The organism is Streptomyces sp. NPDC031670, from assembly GCF_055580545.1.
The window spans coordinates 292,206-314,466 of the sequence record NZ_JBVILC010000009.1 but is presented as its reverse complement, the minus strand read 5'-3'; the positions used below and the strand labels follow the sequence as shown (position 1 = coordinate 314,466).

Below are 22,261 nucleotides of genomic sequence, written 5' to 3'. Positions count from 1 at the left end.
CCTTACGGTCGCGTAGGTCACACCGTTAAGGGAAAGATATGGTCTCGTGGCAGACGATTCGAGATCATTCAACAGCGGTACGTTCGGGTCGTACACGGCGATCGGCGACAGCTTCACGGAAGGTGTCGGCGACCCCGGCCCGGACGGGGCGTTCGTCGGCTGGGCGGACAGGTTCGCCGTGCTACTGGCAGATCAGCGACCGGAGGGGGCCTTTCGCTATGCCAATCTCGCGGTCCGCGGCAGGCTCCTCGACCAGATCGTCGAGGAGCAGGTACCACGGGCCAAGGAGCTCAAACCCGACCTGGTGACCTTCTGCGCGGGGGGCAACGACATCATCCGGCCGGGCAGTGACCCGGACGACGTGGCCGAGCGCTTCGAGCGCGCGGTCGCGGACCTGAAGAGCACGATTCCCACGGTGATGGTGACCACCGGGTTCGACACGCGCGGGGTGCCGGTCTTCAAGCACCTGCGCGGCAAGGTGGCGACGTACACCGCGCATGTGCGCTCCATCGCCGACCGCTACGGGTGCCCGGTGCTCGACCTGTGGTCGCTGAAGTCCGTCCAGGACAGGCGGGCGTGGGACGTCGACCGGCTGCATCTGTCGGCCGAGGGGCACACCCGGGTCGCGCTGCGCGCCGCCCAGGTGCTGGGGCTCGCGGTGCCGGCCGACCCGGACCAGCCGTGGCCCCCGCAGCCGCCGCGCGGCACGCTGGAGGTGCGGCGCGACGACATCCAGTGGGCGCGCGAGCATCTGGCGCCGTGGATCGGGCGACGGCTGCGGGGTGAGAGCTCGGGCGACCACGTGGAGCCCAAGCGCCCCGACCTGCTGCCCCTCTGACAGTCCATCAGGCCGCTGGTCCCCCAAGGACCGGCGGCAGCACTGACGGACCGTCCCAGGGGCCGGCGCCCGCACGGCTCAGCCGTGCAGCAGCTTCCGCTCCGTCTCCGGGTCCAGTCCGACCCGGGGGCGGTCCGGCCGCTGCGGCGCCTCGCCGCCGAGCGAGGCCAGCCAGGCCCAGGTGTCGGCGACCGTCTCCTCGACGGGCCGGCAGTTCAGCCCCGAGAGCACGGCCTTCCACACGTTCGAGCCGTGCATCGTGTCGTGCAGCTCGCCCGGCGGAATCCACACCGGCAGCTGGTTCCACGGCTCGACCCCGGCGGCCAGGATCGGTTCGGGGTCCGTCCAGCGCAGCTCCGCGCCGCCGCCGGTGACCCGCGCACACGCCTCCAGCAGCTCGCCCATGGTGGTGTGGTCCGGCGGGCAGACCAGGTTGTAGGGCCCGCAGAGCCCGAAGTCGGCGGCGCTCACGATCCACTCCGCCAAATCCCGTACGTCGATGAACTGCACCGGCAGATCGCGCGGCCCCGGCGCGAGCACCTCACCGCCGCGTGCCATGCGCCCCAGCCACCACGGCAGCCGCCCGATGTTCTCGTAGGGCCCGAGGATCAGCCCGGCGCGCACCAGCAGCGAGCGGTCCGGTCCGAACTCCCGGATCGCGGCCAGCTCGCCGCCCCGCTTGGCCCGCGCGTACGCCACGTCGTCCGAGGCGTCCGGCGACCCGTCGACGAGCGGCGCGCACTCGTCGGTCCCGGGCGGGACGGGGTGCTCGTACACGGAACGGCTCGACACGTACACGTACCGGGCGACGCGTCCCCGCGCGAGCAGCCTCGCCGCGTCGCGCACCACCGAGGGCGCCCCCGACCAGGTGTCCACCACCACGTCCCAGCGCCCGTCGGCGAGGGCCGTCAGACCGTCCTCGGCCGTCCGGTCGCCGAGCAGCGCCCGCACACCGGCGGGCGGCTCGTGGCGGCCCCGGTGGAAGACGGTCACCTCGTGCCCGCGGGCCACCGCGGCCTCGGCCACGGCCCGTCCGACGAACTCCGTACCACCCAGTATCAACAGCTTCATGGCCGCAACTCTGCCCGCCCGCAAGGCTTCTGAGAACCGGTCCACGCTGAAGGCGAAATCGCGGTGTCCCGTCCGGGGGCCGTACCGGCGCGGCTCGCGCTGCGCGGGTCAGGGGCGGTAGAGCCGGCCGGGCTTGGGGGCGGCGGGGGCGAGCAGCTGGGGCACGGTCACGAAGGTGAAGCCGCGCGCCTTCAGCGCGTCGATGATCCCGGGTACGGCGGGCACGGTCCCGTCGTAGATGTCGTGCAGCAGGATGATGCCGTCGCGGTCGGCCTGGTCCAGGATGCGCCGGGTGATCAGGGCCGAGTCGTTGGTGGAGTAGTCCTTGGCGGTCGCGCTCCACAGGATCTGCGAGAGCCCGAGCTCCTTGCTGACCTTGGTGACCTCCTTGTTGGTGCGGCCCTGGGGCGGTCGCATCAGGACGGGCTTGCGACCGGTCAGCGCGGCCACCGCCTCCTGGGTGCGGTTGAGTTCGGTACGTATCTCGGCGGGCTTGAGCTTGTCCAGGCGCTCGTGCGACCAGGTGTGGTTGGCGACCTCGTGCCCCTCGGCGGCGATGCGGCGCACGGTGTCCGGGTACTTCTCCACGTGGTTCGCGCCGAGCAGGAAGAAGGTGGCGTGCACCTTCTTCTCCTTGAGCGTGTCCAGCAGTTGGGGCGTCTTCACGCCCGGCCCGGCGTCGAAGGTCAGCGCGATGCACTTGGCCTTGCGGCAGTCGACCCCGGCGGCGGCCCCCGCCTCGGCGCCGGCCGCGGCCTTGCTGTCGAGCGCGTCGTTACGGGCGGAACGCGGCGAGACGGCGCCGTCGGAGCAGCCCGTCAGCGTCAGTCCGAGTACGCCCACCGTCATCAGCGCGGCGGCGGCCCGCCCCCGGGCGCGACGGACTCCGGAATTGCTGCTGCGCATGACGCGACTCCCCTTCGGACTGGACCAGAACATGCCCCGGACTATACGCGAGGTGTATACACGCGATGAATAGTGGGGTGGGGGAGGCCGGAAAGGGCAGCGAGGGCCCCTCGGCGGCGGGGGTGAGGGGCGAGCCTGTCCGCAGGGGCGAAAGGGAGACGCGGAGGCCTGCCGGCTGGGGCGAAGACGCGACCCTGGAGCCCGCCGGAGGCCGGCCGCTACTTGCGGCGTGCTCCCGTCGAGCCGGGGCCCCCGCGTCGGGAGCCGCCGGGCTTGCGGGACGAGCCGCCCCTGCGGGCGGGGGTGGCCGGAGCCGGTCGACCGCCGCCGGACGGCTTCACCGCACCCGCCGTCGCCGCGCCCCAGTGCGAGGGCCGGTCGAGTCCGGTCGGCAGCACGGTGGCCTCGTCGCCGCGCGCCGCGTTGACCTGCGTCTGGGTCAGGAACAGGCAGTCCGTGAGGTCCGCCCCGGCGAGGTCGGCGTCACGGAAGTCCGCGCCGATGACATCGGCGAACCGCAGATCCGCCCCGCTCAGATCCGCCGCGATGAGGTAAGCCCCGCGCAGGTCCGCGCCGCGCAGATCGGCGCCCCTGAGCCGGGCCCCGAACAGATCGGCGCCCCTGCGGTCCTTCTTCTTGCCCTTGATCTCGGCGCGCACCAGTTCGCTGGTGCGCAGCAGCAGGGTGTTCACCCCGGCGCGCAGCGCCGCGACATCCAGCTCCAGGAGCGTGTCCACGTCGCTGAGGGTCAGCCGCTCGATCCGCTCCCGCTCGGCCGCCACCCGGCGGTGGACCGGACGCGCGGCCGGACGGCTGCCCGCCTCGGCGAGGTACCAGAGCAGCTCGTGCAGCTGGCGCATCACCGGGAGCGCCGCGAACATCTGCCGCGATTCGTCCGGCGCCTCGCGCCAGTTGCGGCCGACGAAGGTGACCTGCGAGATCTTCTGGCCCGCGCCGAAACAGTCGTACACCGTGCACCCCTGGAAGCCCTGGGGGCGCAGCCGGTCGTGGATGCCGCAGCGGAAGTCCTGCCCGAGGTTGGCGCACGGGTCCCCGGCGGCCTTGTCGACGGCGAAGTCCGTGGACCGCGAGAACGCCAGCGCCACACAGCACAGACCGAAGCAGTTCGCGCAGTCGGCCCGCAGCCCGGAGCGGTCGTCCACCGGGCCGGGCGCCACGGCGGCCCGCTCCCGTACGCGGTTCTCGGATGTCTCGGACAAGGCGGACGCTCTCCTGCGGGGTACGGGTGGCCCGGGGGCGCCAACAGTCGGGCCCGCGGGCCCGAGGTGGCCATAAGGGGAGGTCGAGCCTACCGCCGGGCCGCCGCGCGGAACGAAGAAGGGGAAGGGCGCCGGGACGACGGCGCGCCGGGTCCGACCGACCGGTCGGGCGCTACGCGGCCTCGTCCAGGTCCGCCGTCGTGGCCTGGGCCCACAGCGTGAGCAGTCGTTCGTACTCCTCCGAGGGCCAGCCGCCCTCCGGGTCCGCGCTCTCGACGAGGTCGCGGATCGCCGCGTTGGCGGCTTCGGCGTCCGGCAGTACGGAACCAGGCTGGTCGGAGGAAGTGGACATGCGTCCAGACTAGGGCCACGGTCCGACAATCCGCTCCGCACAGTCATGCCAGGTCCATCACACAGTCATCGACCGCCCCCCACACGACCTTCACCACGCGGGCGCGGATGAGGGAATCCGGAGGTACGCGCGCGCTGTTCCAGTGGCCATGACGGCATTCGACGCACCCGAGGAAGCCCTGCTCAAGCTGGTCGCGCGGGAGAAGGGCGGCGTTCTCGCCACCCTCAAACGCGACGGCCGGCCCCAGCTGTCCAACGTGAACCACGCGTACTACCCGGACGAGGGCGTGATCAAGGTCTCCCTCACCGACGACCGCGCCAAGACCCGGAACCTGCGCCGTGACCCTCGCGCCAGCTACCACGTCACCAGCGCCGACCGCTGGGCCTGGACCGTGGCCGAGGGCGTGGCCGACCTCACCCCGGTGGCCGCCGACCCCTACGACGCCACCGTCGAGGAGCTGGTCCGGCTCTACCGGGACGTCCAAGGGGAGCACCCCGACTGGGAGGACTACCGGCGGGCCATGGTCCGCGAGCGGCGCCTGGTGCTCCGGCTGCGGGTCGAGCGCGCCTACGGCCAGCCGCTCGCCTGAACCCGTCCCCGGCGGGAACCGCCCCGTGACGGCGCGGTTCCCGCGTTGTCGTACCCGCCGCACATAATGGAATGACCCCCGAGCCCCAGGAGGTGCCGTGACCGGCGCTGGTTCTCTGCTCCCACTCCGCTCCCGGCTGCGCGAGCTGCGCCCCGCCGCCTTCGGGGCCGACCCGGCGGGGGACCGCCTGGAGCGGATCCGCCGCTCACCGAACTTCGCGGACGGGGTCTTCCAGAACCCCGAGGGCGCGCGCACGCGCCCGTCGGGCTCGATGGTGGAGTTCGCCAAGATCTACTTCCAGAAGGAGCAGCGGGCCCTGCGCGCCCCGGTGGGCAACATCCCGGTGCACGCGACGACACTCGCCGACCTGGCCAAGCCGCCCGCCACGGGCCTGCGGCTCACCTGGATGGGGCACTCCAGCGTCCTCGCCGAGATCGACGGCCGCCGGGTGCTCTTCGACCCGGTGTGGGGGGAGCGCTGCTCCCCCTTCGCCTTCGCCGGACCCAAGCGGCTGCACCCGGTGCCCGTCCCGCTGGCCTCCCTCGGCCCGGTCGACGTGGTGGTCATCTCGCACGACCACTACGACCACCTGGACCTGCCCACCATCCGCGCCCTGGCGGGTACGGAGACGGTGTTCGCGGTCCCGCTCGGCGTCGGCGCCCACCTGGAGCACTGGGGCGTCCCCGCCGACCGCCTCCACGAGCTCGACTGGAACGAGTCGACGAAGGTCAACGGCCTCACCCTCACCGCCACCCCCGCGCGCCACTTCTGCGGCCGGGGCCTGCGCAACCAGCAGCACACGCTCTGGGCGTCCTGGGCCGTCACCGGCCCCGAGCACCGGATCTACCACAGCGGCGACACGGGCTACTTCGACGGGTTCAAGGACATCGGCGCCGAGCACGGCCCGTTCGACGCCACGATGATCCAGATCGGTGCCTACAGCGAGTTCTGGCCGGACATCCATATGACTCCGGCCGAAGGCATGCGCGCCCACCTCGACCTCCAGGGCGGCCGGCCGCACGGCGTGCTGCTCCCGATCCACTGGGGCACCTTCAACCTCGCCCCGCACCCGTGGTCCGAGCCGGGCGAGGGGACCATGGCCGCCGCCGCGGCTGCGGACGCCCGCATCGCGCTGCCCATCCCGGGTGAACCCTTCGAGCCGGCCTCGGAGCACGTGCCGTCCGCGCCCTGGTGGCGCCCGGTCGCACCACCCCCGGCGGACGGCTGGCCCCTGCACACCCGCAGGCCCGCCAGGACGGGGGAGCAGGAGGCGGCGCCGGTCGTCTCCTAGGGTCACGGCCCCCGGAACCCCCGGGGGCGACCCGGTATTTCGTGCTGTCGTACGAGGCGTCATACCAGAGCGGGACACGGAAGGGGGGACTTTTCCAACTGCGCACCGAGGGTGAGGGGTTGACCCCTACTGTGAGTGGCCGACGATCAACGCGGGCCCTCACGGATCGAGTGGGGCCCGGGACCACGATCTCTGGGACCCCACGTACCGAGGACGCAGATGTCTCATCTTCGCGCACCCGCCGCGCGGTCCGACCGCCGCGAGGGCGGGCGGCACGGACGTACGGCACACCGGGCGAACCCCCCGGCCGCACCCGCGGGCGCCCCGGCCCCGGCGGGACGTCCGCCGAACGGGCAGCGCCCGTCCACCGAGAGCCGGATACGGCCGCAGCTGCAGCGCAGCGCGGTGCTGCCCGCCATCGTCGCCGTGCTGTGCGGCACGGCCGCCGTCGTCTTCACCCTCCACTCCACCCACGCCCACCCCTCGCGGATGCTCTGGGCCGCGCTCGCCGGTATGGCCGTGCTCGCCCTGGCCTCCGTGGCCGCCGCCGCCGTGGGCGCCGACCGGGCCGCGCGGACCGTGCTGGGGCGCGCCAACGGGTTGCGCCGGAGCAGCGCGCGCTCGGCCGCCGACCTGCGGACCGTGGTCGACGGACTGCGCCGCGGCGAGGGCCCGCCGGCCCGGCGCAGCCCCGGCCAGCTCCCGCCCAACGCGGACGAGTTCCAGCTCCTGGCGCACGAGCTGACCCGCTCCCACGACGCGGCCGTCGCCGCCGTGGTGCAGGCCTCCCAGCTCTCCAGCAGCGTCGGCAACGAACAGAAGGTCGAGGTCTTCGTCAACCTCGCCCGCCGGCTCCAGTCCCTGGTGCACCGCGAGATCCAGCTCCTGGACGAGCTGGAGAACGAGGTCGAGGACCCCGAGCTGCTCAAGGGCCTCTTCCACGTCGACCACCTCGCCACCCGCATCCGCCGGCACGCGGAGAACCTCGCCGTCCTCGGCGGCGCCATCTCCCGCCGCCAGTGGTCCCACCCGGTGACCATGACCGAGGTGCTGCGCTCCTCGATCGCCGAGGTCGAGCAGTACCCCAGGGTCAAGCTGGTGCCACCGATCGACGGCACCCTGCGCGGCCACGCCGTCGCCGACGTCATCCACCTGCTCGCCGAACTCGTGGAGAACGCCACGGTGTTCTCCGCCCCGCACACCCAGGTGCTGCTGCGCGCTCAACTGGTGACCGCCGGACTCGCCGTGGAGGTCGAGGACCGGGGCCTGGGCATGCCCGTCACCGAGCAGAACAAGATGAACGCGCTGCTCTCCGACCCCGACCAGGTGAACGTCGCCCACCTCCTCCAGGACGGCCGGATCGGCCTGTTCGTGGTCTCCGCGCTGGCCCGCCGGCACGGCATCGCGGTCCGCCTCCAGACCAACATCTACGGCGGCGTCCAGGCCGTACTGGTGCTGCCGCAGGGGCTGTTGGGCGCCGAGTCCGAGACCCCGAAGGAGGGGCAGACGAGCGAACGGCAGCCGCTGCCGGACCCCGATCGCGCCCCCCTCCCGGCCCAGCCCCAGCCCCCCGCGGTCGCCCCGCGGACGGCCCCGCCCGCCCCGGCCGAGGCGCCGCTGCCGACGCCCGCCGCCGTCTCCGAGCACGGCGCCCCGCAGCCGCCGCCGCCCCGCCGGCCCCAGCACGGCGAGACCGTGTCCGCGCAGGGCACCGCGCCGCTGCCGGTGCGCGCCGCCCACGAGGAGCGGCCCAACCCGGCCGCCGCCGTCCCCGGCCCCCACCGGGGCGCCGGGGAGCCCGCGACGCCGGTGCCCCCCATACCCGTGGCCGGCGGTACGGCGCACGGCACCGGCCGCCCCGATCTGCCCCGGCGCCGCAGCCAGGAGCACCTCGTCCCGCAACTGCGCGACGCCCCGGCCGCGCGCCGGGAGGACGAGCACGCGGTGCACGACCCGGGGCTGATGGCGGCGTTCCAGCGGGGCATCGGCCTCGCCGAGTCGCAGCCCGCCCGGCACGAGCACACCGGCGTACCGCAACCACACCGGTCCCACCCCGACCAGTCGTTACACCACCCGGCAGAAACTGACGCCGAACACTCCAAGGAGTAGATGCACCATGGCGAGCGATGCGCCGACCGGACACGTCTCGGACCTCGACTGGCTGCTCAGCGGACTGGTCCAACGGGTGCCCTACACACGCAACGCGGTCCTGCTCTCCTCCGACGGGCTGGTGAAGTCCGTGCACGGTCTCGACGTCGACAGCGCCGACCACATGGCGGCCCTCGCCTCCGGGCTCTACTCGCTGGGCCGCAGCGCGGGCGCGCGCTTCGGCGACGGCGGGGAGGTCCGCCAGGTGGTGGTGGAGCTGGACTCCACGCTGCTCTTCGTCTCCACGGCCGGCTCGGGCACCTGCCTCGCCGTGCTCGCCGGACGCGAGGCGGACGCGGCGGTGCTCGGATACGAGATGGCGATGCTGGTCAAGAGCGTACGGCCCTACCTCGTGACGCCGGCCCGGCAAGGCGCCGGAACACCGAGCGGCACGAGGCGCTGAGCGTGGCCGCCCCGCAGGACGGCCCATGGCTCGACGACGCGGCCGGGCGGCTGATCCGGCCGTACACCGTCAGCAACGGGCGCACCCGGCCGACCGCCACGCTGGACCTGCTCTCCCAGGTGATGGCGACCGGACAGCCGCCCCAGACGCCGCTGGGGCCCGAGCACTCCCAGGCGCTCGGGCTCTGCGAGGGGCCCACCTCGGTGGCGGAGATCGCGGCCCATCTGCGGCTGCCCGCCGTCGTCACCAAGGTGCTGCTGTCCGACCTGGTGGACTGCGGCGCGGTGACGGCCCGCGCCCCCCGCTTCCACCACACCCCGACCGACCGTTCTCTGCTGGAGGCAGTGCTCGATGGCCTACGACGAAGGCTCTGACGTCAGCCCCGCCGTGGATCTCTTCCCCACCGCGCTGAAGATCCTCGTCGCCGGCGGCTTCGGGGTCGGCAAGACGACCTTCGTGGGCGCGGTCAGCGAGATCGAACCGCTCTCCACCGAGGAGCTGCTCACCACGGTCAGCGTGGCGCACGACAGCCTCGAAGGGGTGGAGTCCAAGACCACCACGACGGTCGCCATGGACTTCGGGCGCATCACGCTGGACGAGCGGCATGTGCTCTACCTGTTCGGCACACCCGGGCAGGAGCGGTTCTGGTTCATGTGGGACGAGCTCTCCGAGGGCGCGCTCGGCGCGGTGATCCTCGCGGACACCCGGCGCCTGGAGGACAGCTTCTCCGCCGTGGACTTCTTCGAGCGGCGCGGGATCGGCTTCCTCGTCGCGGTCAACGAGTTCGACGGTGCCTACCGCTACACCCCGGACGAGATCCGCTCCGCCATAGACCTCAAGCCGGAGGTTCCCGTGGTGCTGTGCGACGCCCGTATCGGCAGCTCCGGGATCGCGACCCTGGTCACCCTGGTGCAGCACCTGCTGTCCACCTTTCCGGCCGCCACCAGCCATGGAGCCCACACATGACGTACGACCCCACCGGCCATCTGCTGCTCACCCCGGTCGACCGGGAGGCGCCCGTCCGTGTCCAGCGGCTGCGCCAGCTCGGTATCGGCGAGCATCCCGATCCGGCGTTCGACGAGTTCGCCCACAAGCTCGCGGAGGTCACCGGGGCGCCCTACTCGATGGTCAACTTCATCGACGAGCACCAGCAGTTCTTCGCCGGGCTGCACACCCCCGAGGGGGCGCACGCGGGCACGGATCTGTCCGCGGTGGCCGCGGCCGGCGGGGTGAGCCGGTTCATGGCCCGCGACCACGGCTACTGCCCGCATGTGGTGGTGCGCCGAAAAGCGCTGGTCCTGGAGGACGTCTGCGACTACCCGCGGTTCGCGGGCAACCCGGTCGTCGACGAGATCGGCATCCGCTCCTATCTGGGCGCGCCGCTGATCGACCGGACCGGTATCGCGCTCGGCACGATCTGCGTCGTCGACACCGAGCCGCGGCCGTGGGGCCGGGCCGGCCTGGAGACGATCAAGTCGATGGCGGCCGAGCTGATCGAGCAGATCCACCACCGGGAGGAGAGCGGTTTCTGACCGCCGCCCCCGCCGACTCACCCGGTCAGTGGGCCGTCGCGAACTCGTCCGTGCGTACGACGTCGGAGAGCCGCTGGGACCACTGGCCCTTCGCCGTGCCCAGCGCCACCTCCGCCAGCCGCAGCAGCTGGACGTCCGTGGTGCCGGCCGGGGCGAAGATGTGGTGCGCGTCGCGCAGATACCGTTCGATGGGGCAGTCGGTGAAGAGCCCGGCCGCCGCGTGGATCTCCATGGCGGCGCGCGCCGAGTCGAGTGTGGACTCGACGTTGACCACCTTGGCGTTCATGAGCTCGGGGTCGCACGGCATCCCCTGGTCGAGCAGGTGCACCGCGTGGTAGGCGGCGAGGCGGGCCGTCATCAGCCGGGACTGGAGCCGGCCCAGCTTGATCTTGATATTGGGCAGTTCGTGGAGCGGTTTTCCATAGCGGACGCGCTCCGCGCAGAACCTGCTGGTCTCCTCCAGGATGGCCCGGTGGATGCCGAGCGAGACGGCCGTGAGGTTGGCCCGGCCGTACAGGACGCTGGAGGAGTAGGCCACGGCGAGCCCGTCGCCCTCCTCGCCGAGTCGGTTCTCCACCGGCACCCGGCAGTCGTCGAAGCGGAGTTCGCCGAAGCTGAAGCCGTGCAGGCCCATCGTGTCGCGCTCGGGGCCGAGCGAGAACCCGGGCCGGTCGGACTCGACGAGGAACGCGGTCAGCCCCCGGGAACCGGGGCCGGTGCGGACGACCACGCCGTGCACATCCCCGACATGGCTGTTCCCGACGTACACCTTGCGGCCGTTGAGTACGTAGTCGTCGCCGTCGCGGACCGCGCTCGCCGTCATCCCGAGGACATGGCCGCCGGACTCCGGCTCGGTCACCGCGATCGTGGGAAGGCAGTCACCGGCGGCGATCGCCGGCAGCCAGCGCTTCTTCTGCTCCTCGCTGCCGAAGTGGACTATCTTGGCCACCCCCAGCTGGGAGGCCTGCGCCATGGCGCCCATGGCGCCGCTGACCCGGGACAGCTCCTCGATGATGATCGTCTTTCCCAGGTGTCCGACGCCCATCCCCCCGTACGAGGGACTGACGGTGGCGCCCATCCAGCCCTGCCGGGCGATGAGCCGTGACAGGTCGTACTGGACGGAACGCGCCGCCTCCATCGCCGCTATGCGGGGCCGGATCTCGCGTTCCGCGAACTGCCTTACGCGCTCCCGTAGTTGGTGGTGCGGGCGGCTGCTGAAGTATGCGTCCATGGCGAGCCCTCCTCCGCGAAACGCCTGCTCGTCACGGTGTTCGAGCAGGTGGTGCATCGGCAGTGGTCCCCGTCCCGAAGAGGCCGACCCACTCATGTTGTTGATCATCCAGCGGTGCTACAACGTGCTTGTCAACTTTGGCCTGAACAAGGCGTGTTGACGTTTGACTACTGGCGTGTTCTGTGAGGTTGGCCTCCTCGGTACCACTCGGTTGGCATTCCCCGGTCTCGCCTTCTTGCCACATGCCAACGGCAAAGGTTTCGTGGGCATACGGCACTGAGGGACAGGGATCGGTCCCGAACTCGCGGGCGACTGGCATCGAGGAGCACCCCCGAGCACGGGGAGAGGGCCGCCCCCGAACGCTTTCGGACGCCACCGCGGCCGTCCACCGTACGGTTCCCGCCTGTGCGAACCTGATCGTTTCACCCGGTGGCCGTCGGGCAGGGTGGTGGACCGGCGCCTTGGAGCGGGTGCAGGTGAAGATGGCGCGAAATTCTTGTCGCGGGCGCGCGCCCCAGCGTGCGGCACCGGTCCGGGCGCCGATGTCATCATCGGGCACCTGGACCACCCCGGCCCACAGTCCATCCCGCCCGGACCGCAAGGAAGTTGACCATGACCGACCTCCGTATCGGCGTCCTCGGCTACGGCCTGCGCGGCAGCCTCGCCCGCGTCGCCCACCGCCCCGGCCGCGGCTCCGTCGTGACCGCCCTCGCCGACCCCGACCCCCGGGCCCGCGCGGAGGCGGCCGGGGCCTTCCCCGACGCCGCCATGACCGGTGACCACCGCAAGGTCGTCGAGGACCCCGACATCGACGCCCTGCTGGTCCTCACCCCCGACCACACCCACGCGGACCTCGCCTGCGCCGCCCTGCGCACGGGCAAGTCCGTCCTCGTGGAGAAACCCCTGGACATCTCGGTGGAGCGCTGCGACACGATCCTGCGTACGGCGTACGAGACCGGTTCGCGGCTGTACGTCGGCCACAACATGCGCCATATGCCGGTGGTCCGCCTGATGCGCGACCTGGTCGAGCGCGGGACGATCGGCACCGTCAAGACGGTGTGGATCCGCCATTTCGTCGGCTACGGCGGCGACTGGTACTTCAAGGACTGGCACGCCGAGCGCGCCCGCACCACCGGACTGCTGCTCCAGAAGGCCGCCCACGACATCGACGTCCTGCACTGGCTGGCCGGCGGCTACGCGCGCGACGTCCAGGCCATGGGCGACCTCATGGTCTACGGGGACAACCCGCACCGGCGGGCGGCCGGGGAGCCCAAGGCGGACGACTGGTACACCAAGGACGGCCACTGGCCGCCGCACACCCAGCGGGCGCTCAACCCGGTGATCGACATCGAGGACGTCTCCCTGTTGAACATGCGCCTGGACAACGGTGTGCTCGCCGCCTACCAGCAGTGCCACTTCACCCCCGACTACTGGCGCAACTACACCGTCATCGGGGACGCGGGCCGGCTGGAGAACTTCGGCGACGGACCGGGCAGCCGGGTCAAGGTGTGGAACGCCCGGCGCTCCCACTTCCGGGACGAGCCCGACGAGATCCACGAGGTGCCGCCGGCCCGCGACGACTCGGGGCACGGCGGGGCGGACCCGCTGCTGATGGACGAGTTCCTGCGGTTCGCCCGCGAGGGCGGCCCTACGGACACCTCGCCGGTCGCCGCGCGGATGGCCGTGGCGGCGGGCTACGAGGCGACCATGTCCCTGCGCGACGGAGGCACGCCCCGCCGGGTGGAGCCGCCGGACCCGGATCTCGTGGCGTACTTCGCGGGCGGCCAGCCGCGCCGACCCAGCGCGCCGGGCCCGACGGCCGAAAGGCGTTCGTGACCACCGGTCGAAGTGCGGTATTGTTCTCGTGCACGTTCGGCCGGGGGAAACCCCAGGTCAGACGGGCGCCGGGACGTGGCGCAGCTTGGTAGCGCACTTGACTGGGGGTCAAGGGGTCGCAGGTTCAAATCCTGTCGTCCCGACCAGCGTTTTCGCAGGTCGGAAGCCGTCTTCTCCATCGGAGAAGGCGGCTTTCTGTGCGTTTTCACCCCGTTTACGGGTCCTTCCACGGTCCGCCACCCCGGGGCAGGGCCCTGTCCGGCCCGGGCCCACCACGAGATATCTTGATGTCGAGCAATGTTGCATACGTGGAGTGGAGCACCCGGTGACTGACTCGACCATCATCTACACCCACACTGACGAGGCGCCCGCGCTGGCGACGTACTCGTTCCTGCCTGTGGTCCAGGCGTATGCCTCGACGGCCGGGGTCACTGTGGAGACGCGGGACATCTCGCTGGCCGGGCGGATCATCGCCCTCTTCCCGGAGTACCTCCAGGAGGGGCAGCGCATCGACGACGCCCTCGCCGAGCTCGGCGAGCTGGCGAAGACGCCCGACGCCAACATCATCAAGCTGCCGAACATCTCGGCCTCGATCCCGCAGCTCAAGGCCGCCGTCGCCGAGCTGCAGGCGCAGGGCTACGCGCTGCCGGCCTACCCGGACGACCCGCAGACCGACGAGGAGCGCGACATCCGCGCCCGCTACGACAAGGTCAAGGGCAGCGCCGTCAACCCGGTGCTGCGCGAGGGCAACTCCGACCGCCGCGCCCCCGCCTCGGTGAAGAACTACGCCAAGGCCCACCCGCACCGCATGGGCGCCTGGACCGCCGAGTCCAAGACGAACGTGGCGACCATGGGGGAGAACGACTTCCGCTCCACGGAGAAGTCCGCGGTCGTCTCCGCGCCCGGCTCGCTCCGCATCGAGCTGGCGGCCGAGGACGGCACCACCACCGTGCTGCGCGAGTCCGTACCCGTCCTGGCGGGCGAGGTCGTCGACGCCTCCGTGATGCGCGTCGCCGCGCTGCGTGAGTTCCTCACCGAGCAGATCGCCCGCGCCAAGGCCGAGGGCGTGCTGTTCTCGGTGCACCTCAAGGCCACGATGATGAAGGTCTCCGACCCGATCGTCTTCGGTCACGTGGTGCGCGCCTTCTTCCCCCAGACCTTCGCGAAGTATGGCCAGGCGCTCGTCGCGGCCGGTCTGTCCCCCAACGACGGCCTCGGCGCCATCCTCAAGGGCCTGGACTCCGTGCCGCACCTCGGCGCCGAGATCAAGGCGTCCTTCGAGGCCGAGCTCGCCGAGGGCCCGGCGCTCGCCATGGTCGACTCGGACAAGGGCATCACCAACCTGCACGTTCCGAGCGACGTCATCGTCGACGCCTCCATGCCGGCCATGATCCGCACCTCCGGCCACATGTGGGGCCCGGACGGCCAGGAGGCCGACACCCTCGCCGTGCTGCCGGACAGCAGCTACTCGGGCGTGTACCAGGTCGTCATCGACGACTGCCGCGCCAACGGCGCCTTCGACCCGGCGACGATGGGCTCGGTCCCGAACGTCGGTCTGATGGCGCAGAAGGCCGAGGAGTACGGCAGCCACGACAAGACCTTCGAGATCGCCGCCGCGGGCACCGTCCGCGTCGTCGACGCCGAGGGCGCCGTCGTCCTGGAGCAGCAGGTCGCCGCCGGTGACATCTTCCGGATGTGCCAGACCAAGGACGCGCCGATCCAGGACTGGGTCAAGCTCGCCGTCACCCGCGCCCGCGCCACCGGCGACCCGGCCGTCTTCTGGCTCGACGCCGAGCGCGCCCACGACGCCGTACTGATCGAGAAGGTCAAGGCGTACCTCGCGGAGCACGACACCGAGGGCCTGGAGATCAAGATCATGTCTCCGGTCGAGGCGACCGCGTTCTCCCTGGAGCGCATCCGCCGCGGTGAGAACACGATCTCGGTCACCGGCAACGTGCTGCGCGACTACCTGACCGACCTGTTCCCTATCCTGGAGCTGGGCACCAGCGCCAAGATGCTCTCGGTGGTCCCGCTGATGAACGGCGGCGGCCTCTTCGAGACGGGCGCCGGCGGCTCCGCCCCCAAGCACGTCCAGCAGCTGGTCAAGGAGAACTACCTGCGCTGGGACAGCCTGGGTGAGTTCCTGGCCCTCGCGGTCAGCTTCGAGCACCTCGCCACGACCAAGGGCAACGCGCGCGCCCAGGTCCTCGCCGACACGCTCGACCGTGCCACGGGTTCCTTCCTCAACGAGGACAAGTCCCCGAGCCGCAGGCTCGGCGGCATCGACAACCGCGGCAGCCACTTCTACCTGGCGCTGTACTGGGCCCAGGAGCTGGCCAAGCAGACCGACGACGCCCAGCTCGCGGAGGCCTTCGCGCCGCTGGCCAAGACGCTGGCCGAGCAGGAGGAGACCATCGTCGCCGAGCTGATCGCCGTCCAGGGCTCCCCGGCCGAGATCGGCGGCTACTACCAGCCCGACCCGGCGAAGGCGGCGGCGGTCATGCGCCCGTCGACGACCTTCAACCAGGCCCTCGCGCTCCTGGCCTGAGCCACAGCGGCACCCTGACCGCCCCGGCCGGCATCATGCCCGCCGGGGCGGTTCCCGTTTTCCGGACGGGACGGGGCGGGGGAGGGCAGGAGGACAGGACGGGACGGGAGCAGGGCGTGTCAGCGTACGGAAGCCGTCGCGCGGCGCACGGCCGCTCGCTCCGGCACCGGCTCACCCGGCCACACCACCGTCGCCACCCCCGCCGCGCCCAGCGAGACCACGCCCAGCACCCCGGCCGTCACCGGCACCCCGGCCCCCGCCGCCAGCCAGCCCGCGAGCGGGTACGTCAGCAGCCAGCAGCCGTGGGAGAGCGAGAACTGGGCGGCGAACGCGGCCGGCAGGTCGGCCGCGGGCGTGCAGCGGCGGATCAGCCGGCCGCCGGGGGTCAGGACCGCCGAGCTCGCCGCGCCGATCGCCGCCCAGGTCGCCAGCAGCCCGGCCCAGCTCCAACTCCCCGCCGGGGCAAGGGTGGTGAGGGCCACCGCGACCAGGACGCACGGCAGGGCGTAGGCCGCCGGGAGCATCACCGCGCGGTCGCTCGCCCGGGACAGCAGCCGGGGGAGCCACAGGGCGGCGGCGATGGAGCCGGCGCCGTACGCGCCGAGGGCCAGCGAGACCGCGCCGGCGGGTTCGTGGAAGTGGCCGCGCACCACGACCACCGTGTTGACGAAGACCATCGCGCCCGCCGCCGCCACCGCGAGGTCGAGGGCGAGCAGGGCCCGCAGCCGCGGCTCCGCCCGGAACAGCCGGGCCCCGGACGCCGCCTTGGCGTACGCGCCCCCGGTGCGCGCCACCGGCGCCTGCCGGGGCAGCACGGCCGACACCACCAGGGCCGCGGAGGCCAGGAAGCCCAGGGTGGTGCCCGCGAAGAGCCAGTGGTAGGAGACCGCGGTCAGCAGCAGGGCCGCCAGCGCGGGGCTCAGCAGGCTCTCCAGGTCGTAGGCGAGGCGGGACATGGACAGCGCGTGGGTGTAGTCGCGCTCGGCGGGCAGGACCTCGGGCACGGTCGCCTGGAAGACCGGGGTGAAGGCGGCGGAGGCCGCCTGGAGCAGGAAGATCAGGGCGTACACCTGCCAGACCTGCGAGACGAACGGCAGGGTGATGGCCACGCCCGCGCGGGTCAGGTCGCTCGCCACGAGCAGGGCGCGGCGCGGGACGCGGTGGGCGAAGGCGCCCACGAGCGGGGCGACGCCCACATACGCCACCATCTTGATCGCCAGCGCGGTGCCGAGGACGGCCGAGGCATGGCCGCCCGCCATGTCGTAGGCGAGCAGGCCGAGCGCGACGGTGGCGAGGCCGGTGCCGAGGAGCGCGACCACCTGCGCGGTGAACAGATGGCGGTAGGTGCGGTTGCGCAGTACGGACAGCATGGGATCCGTCCCGGGGGCACGAGAAGGTGCGGGGATCACCATCGTAACCAATACGTGCGTACCTATGCACATATTCTTTGGGTGTCCGCTTGTGAGGCAGGGGTGCCGGGCGGGTCAGTCGTGCGGGGGGAGGGCGCCGAGCTGGTGGTCGGCCACGTTCACGGCCTCGTCGACCAGCCGGCGCAGATGGCCGTGGCGCAGCGAGTAGACCACTCGGCGGCCGTCCTTGCGGGTCGCCACCAGACCGGCCAGGCGCAGTTTGGCCAGGTGCTGGCTGACCGAGGGGCGGGCCGCCCCGCAGGCCTCGGTGAGGGTGGTGACATCCGCCTCGCCCTTGCCGAGCTCCTTGAGCAGGGCGAGCCGGGTGCGGTCCGCGAGCAGCGTCAGTACGGCGACCGCCACGTCCAGGCGCTCGTCCTCGCCAGTGGTGCGCGGGTGCGGGGAGTGCGCATCTGACAGGTGCTTGCTCGCGCTCATGTGCACATCGTAGAGGTCCGGTACGGGCCCGCCGGGTGGCCGGACCGCACCGGACCGCCCCTCAACGGGTCGGGATCACGCCGCCGTCGACCCGGACGACCTGCCCGGTGATGTGCCGCGCGGCGGGCGAGGCGAGGAACCGTACGACGGCCGCCATGTCCTCGGGCTGTCCGGCCCGGCCGAGCATCGTCTCGGCCACCCGGGCCTCGTGGAACTGCTCCGAGCGGCGGTCGCGGAAGAACTCCGTCTTGTCGACGTAGCCCGGCGCCACCACGTTGCAGGTCACCCCGCGCGGCCCGAGCTGGCGGGCGGCGAAGATGTTCCAGCTGTTCATGGCCGCCTTGGCCGCGCCGTACGAGCCCGCGCCCCGGTCGGCCGCGAAGGAGCTGATGTTGACCACGGCGCCCCCGGAGACGAGCTGCTTGTCCACGGCGGCCGTGGTCAGCACGGCGCCCAGCAGGTTCGCCTCCAGGTTGGCCCGCCAGCGTTCGGCCAGGGCCCGCAGATCACCCGGTGGCGGGGCGTCGAACTCCCGGTTGCCGCCCGCGTTGTTGACGAGGACGTGCAGCACGTCCGGCAGCCGCTCGCGGAAGCCCTCCAGCTGCTCGGGGTCGGTGACGTCGCAGGGCAGCGCCGTCACCCGGCCGTCGAGCTCCTCGGCGGCCCGCAGCAGCACGTCCTCGCGGCGGCCACTGATGACGACGTGGTCGCCGTCGGTGAGGAAGGCCGCGGCTATCGCCTTGCCGATGCCGGTGCCACCGCCGGTCACCAGGACGGTTCGAGTCATCTCCACACACTCCAGGGGTCGTTGCAGCGAGGTCGGGCGGGGCGGGGTCGGGCGGGGTCGGGCGGGGTCGCGTGGGCGGCTCGCGGGCCGTGTCTCAGGCCGAGGTGCCGAAGGCCCGGGCCTCCATCAGGTCGTGGCTCAGATAGCCGTCGTGCGGACTGGTCGGGCCCGCCTGGTACGTGGGGATGGGACCCAGCAGGACCTTGCGGATCGACCGCTCCCGCAGCGCCTCGCGCGCCAGCGGCTCGTCGCCGCCGAGGATGGTGAGGGCGAGGGTGTCCCGCAGCGGGCCGAACCCCTCCTCGCGCCGCCACGGCAGGATCCACACGCACGGGAACGAGAGCTCGACCCGGGCGCCGGGATGGTCGGAGCGGTCGCAGAGCAGGACGGCGGGACGCAGCGCGGCCGACCCGTCCCCGAGGTCCGCCACCGGCCCCTCGGGATAGAGCGGCGCGGCCACGTCCACCGCTCCCTCCAGCCGCCCCGTCAGATGTTCGCGCAGCGCCCGTGCCTCGGCGAGCGGCAGCACCGGGACCTGTGCCTCGGGCGACTGGGGCGGCGCCGGAGTCAGCCGGGCGAGCCGCTCGGCCACGGCCGCGGCCAGCGCCGCGGGATCGGCTTCGGTGAACACGGCCGTCGCGTTGGTGCAGCGCATCCCCGCGTCGTAGCCCACCGAACGGCAGATCACGTCGACCGTCTGCTCGGTGATCTCGCCGGTGTGCAGCAGCTTGGAGCGGCCCGGCCCGCGCAGGATGACCCGGCGGTCGCCGCCGTAGCGCCGGGCCGCCGCGTCCCCGCCGAAGACCAGGCTCAGATCGGCCGCCTCCACCAGCGCGTCCCCGGTGGCGTGGCTGCCGGGCAGCAGGGAGAGGTAGTGCGGGGCGACGCCCGCGTCCAGCAGCGCGGCGATCATCCGGGCCGGAGTGAACGGATCGCGCGTCCCCGGCCGCACCGCCAGCCGGTACCCGCAGGCCAGCGCGGTGAGCCACTGGGTGTGGGTGCCGGGGTTGTTGCTGGGCGCGATCACGGCGAGGACGTCGCCGCGCCGCGTCCAGACGGTGGAGATCTCGCCCGGGACGGGCGCGGCCGGGACGCCGGCCGGGCGTTCGGCGAGGAACTTCGCGCCCACGTTTCCGAACGTCTCGGCGACATCGTTCAGCGAGTGCCGGGCCACCGCGATGGGCACCCCCGCGACCCGGGACTGGAGTTCGCAGTAGGCCCGCGGCGTCAGTCCGCCCAGGGTCGCGGTCGCGAAGAGCTCGCCCGCCGCCGCGATGCGCTCGGGCTCCGGCGTCCGCTCGGCCCCGGCCCGCGCGTCCGCGACGGTGAGTCGCGCGAGCAGCGGCGGGGCGAGGTGGACCAGCGCCAGCGGGGTGCCGTCGACGCCAGCGAGTTCGGCGCGCTCGGCCGACTGCCGGGGCAGGCCCGCCCGGATCAGCGGGATCTCGTGCAGGTCCTTGGCCCCGTCCATCAGTACACCCCTTCGACCACGGAGGTGCCCGCCGACTCGTACGGGCGGACCCCGGAGAGCTCGATGCCGGGGAAGCCGTCGGCCGAGGCGCGGCGGGTCGCCAGGTCCCGCTCCAGGGTCGGCGGGGTGAAGTAGTCCCGGGTCAGCACGGTGATGACGACGCGGCCGTCCTCGTCGTCGGAGACGATCCGGTCGGGCCGTTCGGGGTCGACGAGTTCGACGACGGTGTACGGATAGAAGGGGCGGAAGACGCACGGCGCCGCGTCGCCGGGGCGCGGGGTGCGCTGCGGGGCGACGCCCATCATGGTGTTGCCGTACGCGCCGGCCAGCCTGGCCCGCGGGAACATCTCCTCGTCCAGCAGGCGCAGGGTCTCGCCGTCCATGCTGGTGCCGCCCCAGATGATGCCGCGCACGCTGTCGCGCAGCAGGGCGTGGACGTCCTCGCGGGCGCCGATGGATTCCAGGATGCGCGGGGTGGTGGAGATGCCCCGGATGTCCTGGGTGCGCAGGACGTCCCTGACCTGGTCGAGGATGTGGTCGACATAGCGGCGGAACTCGGTTTGCCGCCCCTCGCTGACACAGCGCCGGACCCAGCGGGGGTCGAGGTCGACGAAGTAGCAGAGCATGCCGCGCAGTTCGGAGAGGGTGCCGATGTTCTTGGCCATGACATGGGGGCCGGTGGGGCCGATGTGCAGCCAGTTGCCCTCGCCGGAGGGGAACCCCTGCTCGTCGAGCATCCGGCTCTGCCACTGGACGTTGCGGCGCCGCGAGGTGGCGTCCACGATCCGCTTGGGGGCGCCGGTGGCCCCGCCCGACTCGTAGATCCCGTACCGCGTGCCCGGCGCGCTGCCGCGCGGCACCAGCTGGTCGGCGGGTATGCGGCTCCAGTCGACCGGCACGTCCGCGAACAGCCGCAGATCCGCCAGGCTTTGGACGTCGGCGCGCGGGTCGAAGGAGAAGTCCTTGGCGCGCTCGACCCAGTACGGGCTGCCGGTCAGCGGGGAGAAGTGCCACTCCATGGTCGCGCGGACGAGGTCGTCGATGTCGGGCAACTGGTCAAGTGGGGGCTCGAACACGGCAGTGAAGTCGTCGGCCATCTCGGTTCGGTCCTGTCCGTTCTGGAGGGATCGGCGACCCGGCGTCTCGACACGCGGCGGGCGTAGAACAGGTGACTGATTGTCAGAGGTCCTGATTGTTGGCAGTATGTTGAGCGCGGGAAGGGGCGTCAAGACCCGCGCCGCCGGTGGGGAGTCGGCCGCGCGGACGCGACGCCCTGATCGGCCGGGGGGCCGGGCCCGACCCCCCGGCCTCACCCCGCGGCCGGTGACCCCGGGCGGGCCCGGGGCGCGGGCAGCGGCCCGGCCGGCCGGATGCCGTGGACCGCGAAGGCGGTCAGGAGCGCCCGGGTGAGCCCCGGACGGCAGAGCACCGCCAGGGGCGCGCGGCGGCCCGGGTCCACCGGACCGGACCGCCCCTCCACCGGCGCGTACAGCCGGCTCACCTGGAGCCCGGCCGCCCGCGCCACCCGGAACAGCGCCTCGTCGCCCCACTCCCAGGCGCCCGCGGAGTGGATGTAGGCATCGGCCTCGCCCTGGACCACCGCCAGGATCTTGGCGCCGGACGAGCCCATCGGCACCAGCTCGGCCCCGGTCTGGCGCACCACCGTACGGGCGAACGCCGCCGGGTCGCGGGTGTCGACCACCACCCTGGGCCGCTGCCGGGGCACCGGCCGGGCCCGGCGCCACCCCGCGTCCCGGTCCGCCGTGCACACCACCTCGCACAGCGCGGGGACCGCGACGGCCGCGGCCACCACGCCCCGCTCGCGCTCCCAGAGCGCGAGCTGCACCGACCAGTGCGGATCGCCGTCGGCGTGGTACCCCTCGGGCGAGTCCAGCGGCTCGACCAGCCACACCCGGCGTCTGCGCAGGGTCTCCGGCGCCCGGTCGGCCGGTCCGGTGAGGATCCCGTCGCGCGGGTAGCGGGCGCGGATCCGGTTGCGCAGCAGCAGCCCGGACCAGGTGCGGCCGAGCTGCGCCATCTTGGCGCCCCCGGGGGCGAGACCGTCCTCGTGCTGCATCCGCAGATCGAGGAGCAGCCGTCCGGCCGCCACCGCGGAACGGGCGGCGAAGCCCGCGGCGAGGAAGTCGTCGGCGACGACCGTCCGTTCGGCGGTGCGCGGGGTCACGGGCAT

20 protein-coding genes, 1 tRNA gene and 1 pseudogene are annotated in these 22,261 nt (G+C 72.7%); 11 read left to right on the top strand and 11 right to left on the bottom strand.

Translation table 11 applies throughout. From position 1 onward, the window contains the following. Positions 1–46: 46 nt before the first annotated feature. Positions 47–838 (top strand): SGNH/GDSL hydrolase family protein, encoded by a 792-nt coding sequence (locus ACZ5ID_RS19735; protein WP_468899417.1) that lies wholly within the window; start codon positions 47–49, stop codon positions 836–838. A gap of 78 nt (positions 839–916) precedes the next feature. Here ACZ5ID_RS19735 and ACZ5ID_RS19730 read toward each other — a convergent pair whose 3' ends face one another. The 4 genes and pseudogenes from ACZ5ID_RS19730 to ACZ5ID_RS19715 form a co-directional block, all read right to left on the bottom strand. Beyond that, positions 917–1,909, bottom strand: coding sequence for an NAD-dependent epimerase/dehydratase family protein (locus ACZ5ID_RS19730; RefSeq protein WP_468899414.1), 993 nt, complete (start codon positions 1,907–1,909; stop codon positions 917–919). Positions 1,910–2,017: 108 nt separating this feature from the next. Continuing rightward, positions 2,018–2,815, bottom strand: coding sequence for a polysaccharide deacetylase family protein (locus ACZ5ID_RS19725; RefSeq protein WP_468899411.1), 798 nt, complete (start codon positions 2,813–2,815; stop codon positions 2,018–2,020). A 362-nt stretch (positions 2,816–3,177) separates the two neighbouring features. Next, positions 3,178–3,993, bottom strand: a pseudogene (locus ACZ5ID_RS19720) (pentapeptide repeat-containing protein); the annotation flags it as partial. Positions 3,994–4,207: 214 nt separating this feature from the next. Beyond that, positions 4,208–4,387, bottom strand: coding sequence for a hypothetical protein (locus ACZ5ID_RS19715; protein WP_406554936.1), 180 nt, complete (start codon positions 4,385–4,387; stop codon positions 4,208–4,210). A gap of 148 nt (positions 4,388–4,535) precedes the next feature. On the opposite strand from ACZ5ID_RS19715, the gene ACZ5ID_RS19710 reads away from it, so the two are divergent. The 7 genes from ACZ5ID_RS19710 to ACZ5ID_RS19680 all read left to right on the top strand — a co-directional run bounded on the left by ACZ5ID_RS19710 (position 4,536) and on the right by ACZ5ID_RS19680 (position 10,350). Next, positions 4,536–4,976: a PPOX class F420-dependent oxidoreductase gene (locus tag ACZ5ID_RS19710; RefSeq protein WP_468899407.1), complete on the top strand. Its 441-nt coding sequence runs from the start codon at positions 4,536–4,538 to the stop codon at positions 4,974–4,976. Between the two features lie 97 nt (positions 4,977–5,073). Next, entirely contained in the window at positions 5,074–6,267 is a 1,194-nt protein-coding gene (locus ACZ5ID_RS19705) for an MBL fold metallo-hydrolase (RefSeq protein ID WP_468899404.1), read from the top strand. A gap of 219 nt (positions 6,268–6,486) precedes the next feature. Then, positions 6,487–8,376 carry a sensor histidine kinase gene (locus tag ACZ5ID_RS19700; RefSeq protein WP_468899402.1) on the top strand — a complete coding sequence of 630 codons (1,890 nt, stop codon included), beginning with the start codon at positions 6,487–6,489 and terminating at the stop codon, positions 8,374–8,376. Positions 8,377–8,383: 7 nt separating this feature from the next. After that, entirely contained in the window at positions 8,384–8,818 is a 435-nt protein-coding gene (locus ACZ5ID_RS19695; RefSeq protein ID WP_067166122.1) for a roadblock/LC7 domain-containing protein, read from the top strand. Between the two features lie 2 nt (positions 8,819–8,820). Continuing rightward, positions 8,821–9,192 (top strand): DUF742 domain-containing protein, encoded by a 372-nt coding sequence (locus ACZ5ID_RS19690; protein WP_406556486.1) that lies wholly within the window; start codon positions 8,821–8,823, stop codon positions 9,190–9,192. Then, positions 9,170–9,784: a GTP-binding protein gene (locus ACZ5ID_RS19685; RefSeq protein WP_406556487.1), complete on the top strand. Its 615-nt coding sequence runs from the start codon at positions 9,170–9,172 to the stop codon at positions 9,782–9,784. Before ACZ5ID_RS19690 ends, ACZ5ID_RS19685 begins: the two co-directional genes overlap by 23 nt. After that, entirely contained in the window at positions 9,781–10,350 is a 570-nt protein-coding gene (locus ACZ5ID_RS19680) for a GAF domain-containing protein (protein ID WP_468899396.1), read from the top strand. The genes ACZ5ID_RS19685 and ACZ5ID_RS19680 overlap by 4 nt, the downstream gene beginning before the upstream one ends. Before the next feature lie 25 nt (positions 10,351–10,375). On the opposite strand, the gene ACZ5ID_RS19675 is transcribed toward ACZ5ID_RS19680, so the two are convergent. Further along, positions 10,376–11,581, bottom strand: coding sequence for an acyl-CoA dehydrogenase family protein (locus ACZ5ID_RS19675; RefSeq protein ID WP_468899393.1), 1,206 nt, complete (start codon positions 11,579–11,581; stop codon positions 10,376–10,378). A gap of 612 nt (positions 11,582–12,193) precedes the next feature. Here ACZ5ID_RS19675 and ACZ5ID_RS19670 point away from each other — a divergent pair. The 3 genes from ACZ5ID_RS19670 to ACZ5ID_RS19660 all read left to right on the top strand — a co-directional run bounded on the left by ACZ5ID_RS19670 (position 12,194) and on the right by ACZ5ID_RS19660 (position 15,965). Further along, on the top strand, positions 12,194–13,417 hold the full coding sequence (locus ACZ5ID_RS19670) for a Gfo/Idh/MocA family protein (protein WP_468899391.1): 1,224 nt from the start codon (positions 12,194–12,196) through the stop codon (positions 13,415–13,417). 69 nt (positions 13,418–13,486) lie between these two features. Next, a tRNA-Pro gene (locus tag ACZ5ID_RS19665) sits at positions 13,487–13,563 on the top strand. Positions 13,564–13,742: 179 nt separating this feature from the next. Then, complete coding sequence (locus ACZ5ID_RS19660; RefSeq protein WP_468899388.1) at positions 13,743–15,965, top strand: NADP-dependent isocitrate dehydrogenase; 2,223 nt, start codon at positions 13,743–13,745, stop codon at positions 15,963–15,965. A gap of 119 nt (positions 15,966–16,084) precedes the next feature. Here the strand turns inward: ACZ5ID_RS19660 and ACZ5ID_RS19655 are convergent, their stop codons facing one another. From ACZ5ID_RS19655 to ACZ5ID_RS19630, 6 genes are all read right to left on the bottom strand, one after another. Beyond that, the gene (locus ACZ5ID_RS19655; RefSeq protein ID WP_468899385.1) at positions 16,085–17,335 is read right to left on the bottom strand and encodes an MFS transporter; all 1,251 of its coding nucleotides are present in this window, start codon (positions 17,333–17,335) and stop codon (positions 16,085–16,087) included. Positions 17,336–17,449: 114 nt separating this feature from the next. After that, positions 17,450–17,812 carry an ArsR/SmtB family transcription factor gene (locus ACZ5ID_RS19650; RefSeq protein WP_406554948.1) on the bottom strand — a complete coding sequence of 121 codons (363 nt, stop codon included), beginning with the start codon at positions 17,810–17,812 and terminating at the stop codon, positions 17,450–17,452. Positions 17,813–17,873: 61 nt separating this feature from the next. Further along, on the bottom strand, positions 17,874–18,599 hold the full coding sequence (locus ACZ5ID_RS19645) for an SDR family NAD(P)-dependent oxidoreductase (protein WP_468899381.1): 726 nt from the start codon (positions 18,597–18,599) through the stop codon (positions 17,874–17,876). A 94-nt stretch (positions 18,600–18,693) separates the two neighbouring features. Continuing rightward, the gene (locus ACZ5ID_RS19640; protein WP_468899378.1) at positions 18,694–20,070 is read right to left on the bottom strand and encodes an aldehyde dehydrogenase family protein; all 1,377 of its coding nucleotides are present in this window, start codon (positions 20,068–20,070) and stop codon (positions 18,694–18,696) included. Continuing rightward, positions 20,070–21,167, bottom strand: a complete 1,098-nt coding sequence (locus ACZ5ID_RS19635; RefSeq protein WP_468899376.1) for a phenazine biosynthesis protein — start codon at positions 21,165–21,167, stop codon at positions 20,070–20,072. Before ACZ5ID_RS19635 ends, ACZ5ID_RS19640 begins: the two co-directional genes overlap by 1 nt. Before the next feature lie 212 nt (positions 21,168–21,379). Then, positions 21,380–22,261: an inositol monophosphatase family protein gene (locus ACZ5ID_RS19630; RefSeq protein WP_468899373.1), complete on the bottom strand. Its 882-nt coding sequence runs from the start codon at positions 22,259–22,261 to the stop codon at positions 21,380–21,382.

What these genes read in the sequence shown, in the direction of transcription:
- ACZ5ID_RS19645 (WP_468899381.1), bottom strand. Translation starts at nt 18,599, where the DNA reads ATGACTCGAACCGTCCTGGTGACCGGCGGTGGCACCGGCATCGGCAAG.
- ACZ5ID_RS19675 (WP_468899393.1), bottom strand. Translation starts at nt 11,581, where the DNA reads ATGGACGCATACTTCAGCAGCCGCCCGCACCACCAACTACGGGAGCGC.
- ACZ5ID_RS19730 (WP_468899414.1), bottom strand. Translation starts at nt 1,909, where the DNA reads ATGAAGCTGTTGATACTGGGTGGTACGGAGTTCGTCGGACGGGCCGTG.
- ACZ5ID_RS19685 (WP_406556487.1), top strand. Translation starts at nt 9,170, where the DNA reads ATGGCCTACGACGAAGGCTCTGACGTCAGCCCCGCCGTGGATCTCTTC.
- ACZ5ID_RS19710 (WP_468899407.1), top strand. Translation starts at nt 4,536, where the DNA reads ATGACGGCATTCGACGCACCCGAGGAAGCCCTGCTCAAGCTGGTCGCG.
- ACZ5ID_RS19630 (WP_468899373.1), bottom strand. Translation starts at nt 22,261, where the DNA reads ATGCCCGTGACCCCGCGCACCGCCGAACGGACGGTCGTCGCCGACGAC.
- ACZ5ID_RS19655 (WP_468899385.1), bottom strand. Translation starts at nt 17,335, where the DNA reads ATGCTGTCCGTACTGCGCAACCGCACCTACCGCCATCTGTTCACCGCG.
- ACZ5ID_RS19695 (WP_067166122.1), top strand. Translation starts at nt 8,384, where the DNA reads ATGGCGAGCGATGCGCCGACCGGACACGTCTCGGACCTCGACTGGCTG.
- ACZ5ID_RS19640 (WP_468899378.1), bottom strand. Translation starts at nt 20,070, where the DNA reads ATGGACGGGGCCAAGGACCTGCACGAGATCCCGCTGATCCGGGCGGGC.
- ACZ5ID_RS19725 (WP_468899411.1), bottom strand. Translation starts at nt 2,815, where the DNA reads ATGCGCAGCAGCAATTCCGGAGTCCGTCGCGCCCGGGGGCGGGCCGCC.
- ACZ5ID_RS19680 (WP_468899396.1), top strand. Translation starts at nt 9,781, where the DNA reads ATGACGTACGACCCCACCGGCCATCTGCTGCTCACCCCGGTCGACCGG.
- ACZ5ID_RS19715 (WP_406554936.1), bottom strand. Translation starts at nt 4,387, where the DNA reads ATGTCCACTTCCTCCGACCAGCCTGGTTCCGTACTGCCGGACGCCGAA.
- ACZ5ID_RS19670 (WP_468899391.1), top strand. Translation starts at nt 12,194, where the DNA reads ATGACCGACCTCCGTATCGGCGTCCTCGGCTACGGCCTGCGCGGCAGC.
- ACZ5ID_RS19650 (WP_406554948.1), bottom strand. Translation starts at nt 17,812, where the DNA reads ATGAGCGCGAGCAAGCACCTGTCAGATGCGCACTCCCCGCACCCGCGC.
- ACZ5ID_RS19700 (WP_468899402.1), top strand. Translation starts at nt 6,487, where the DNA reads ATGTCTCATCTTCGCGCACCCGCCGCGCGGTCCGACCGCCGCGAGGGC.
- ACZ5ID_RS19635 (WP_468899376.1), bottom strand. Translation starts at nt 21,167, where the DNA reads ATGGCCGACGACTTCACTGCCGTGTTCGAGCCCCCACTTGACCAGTTG.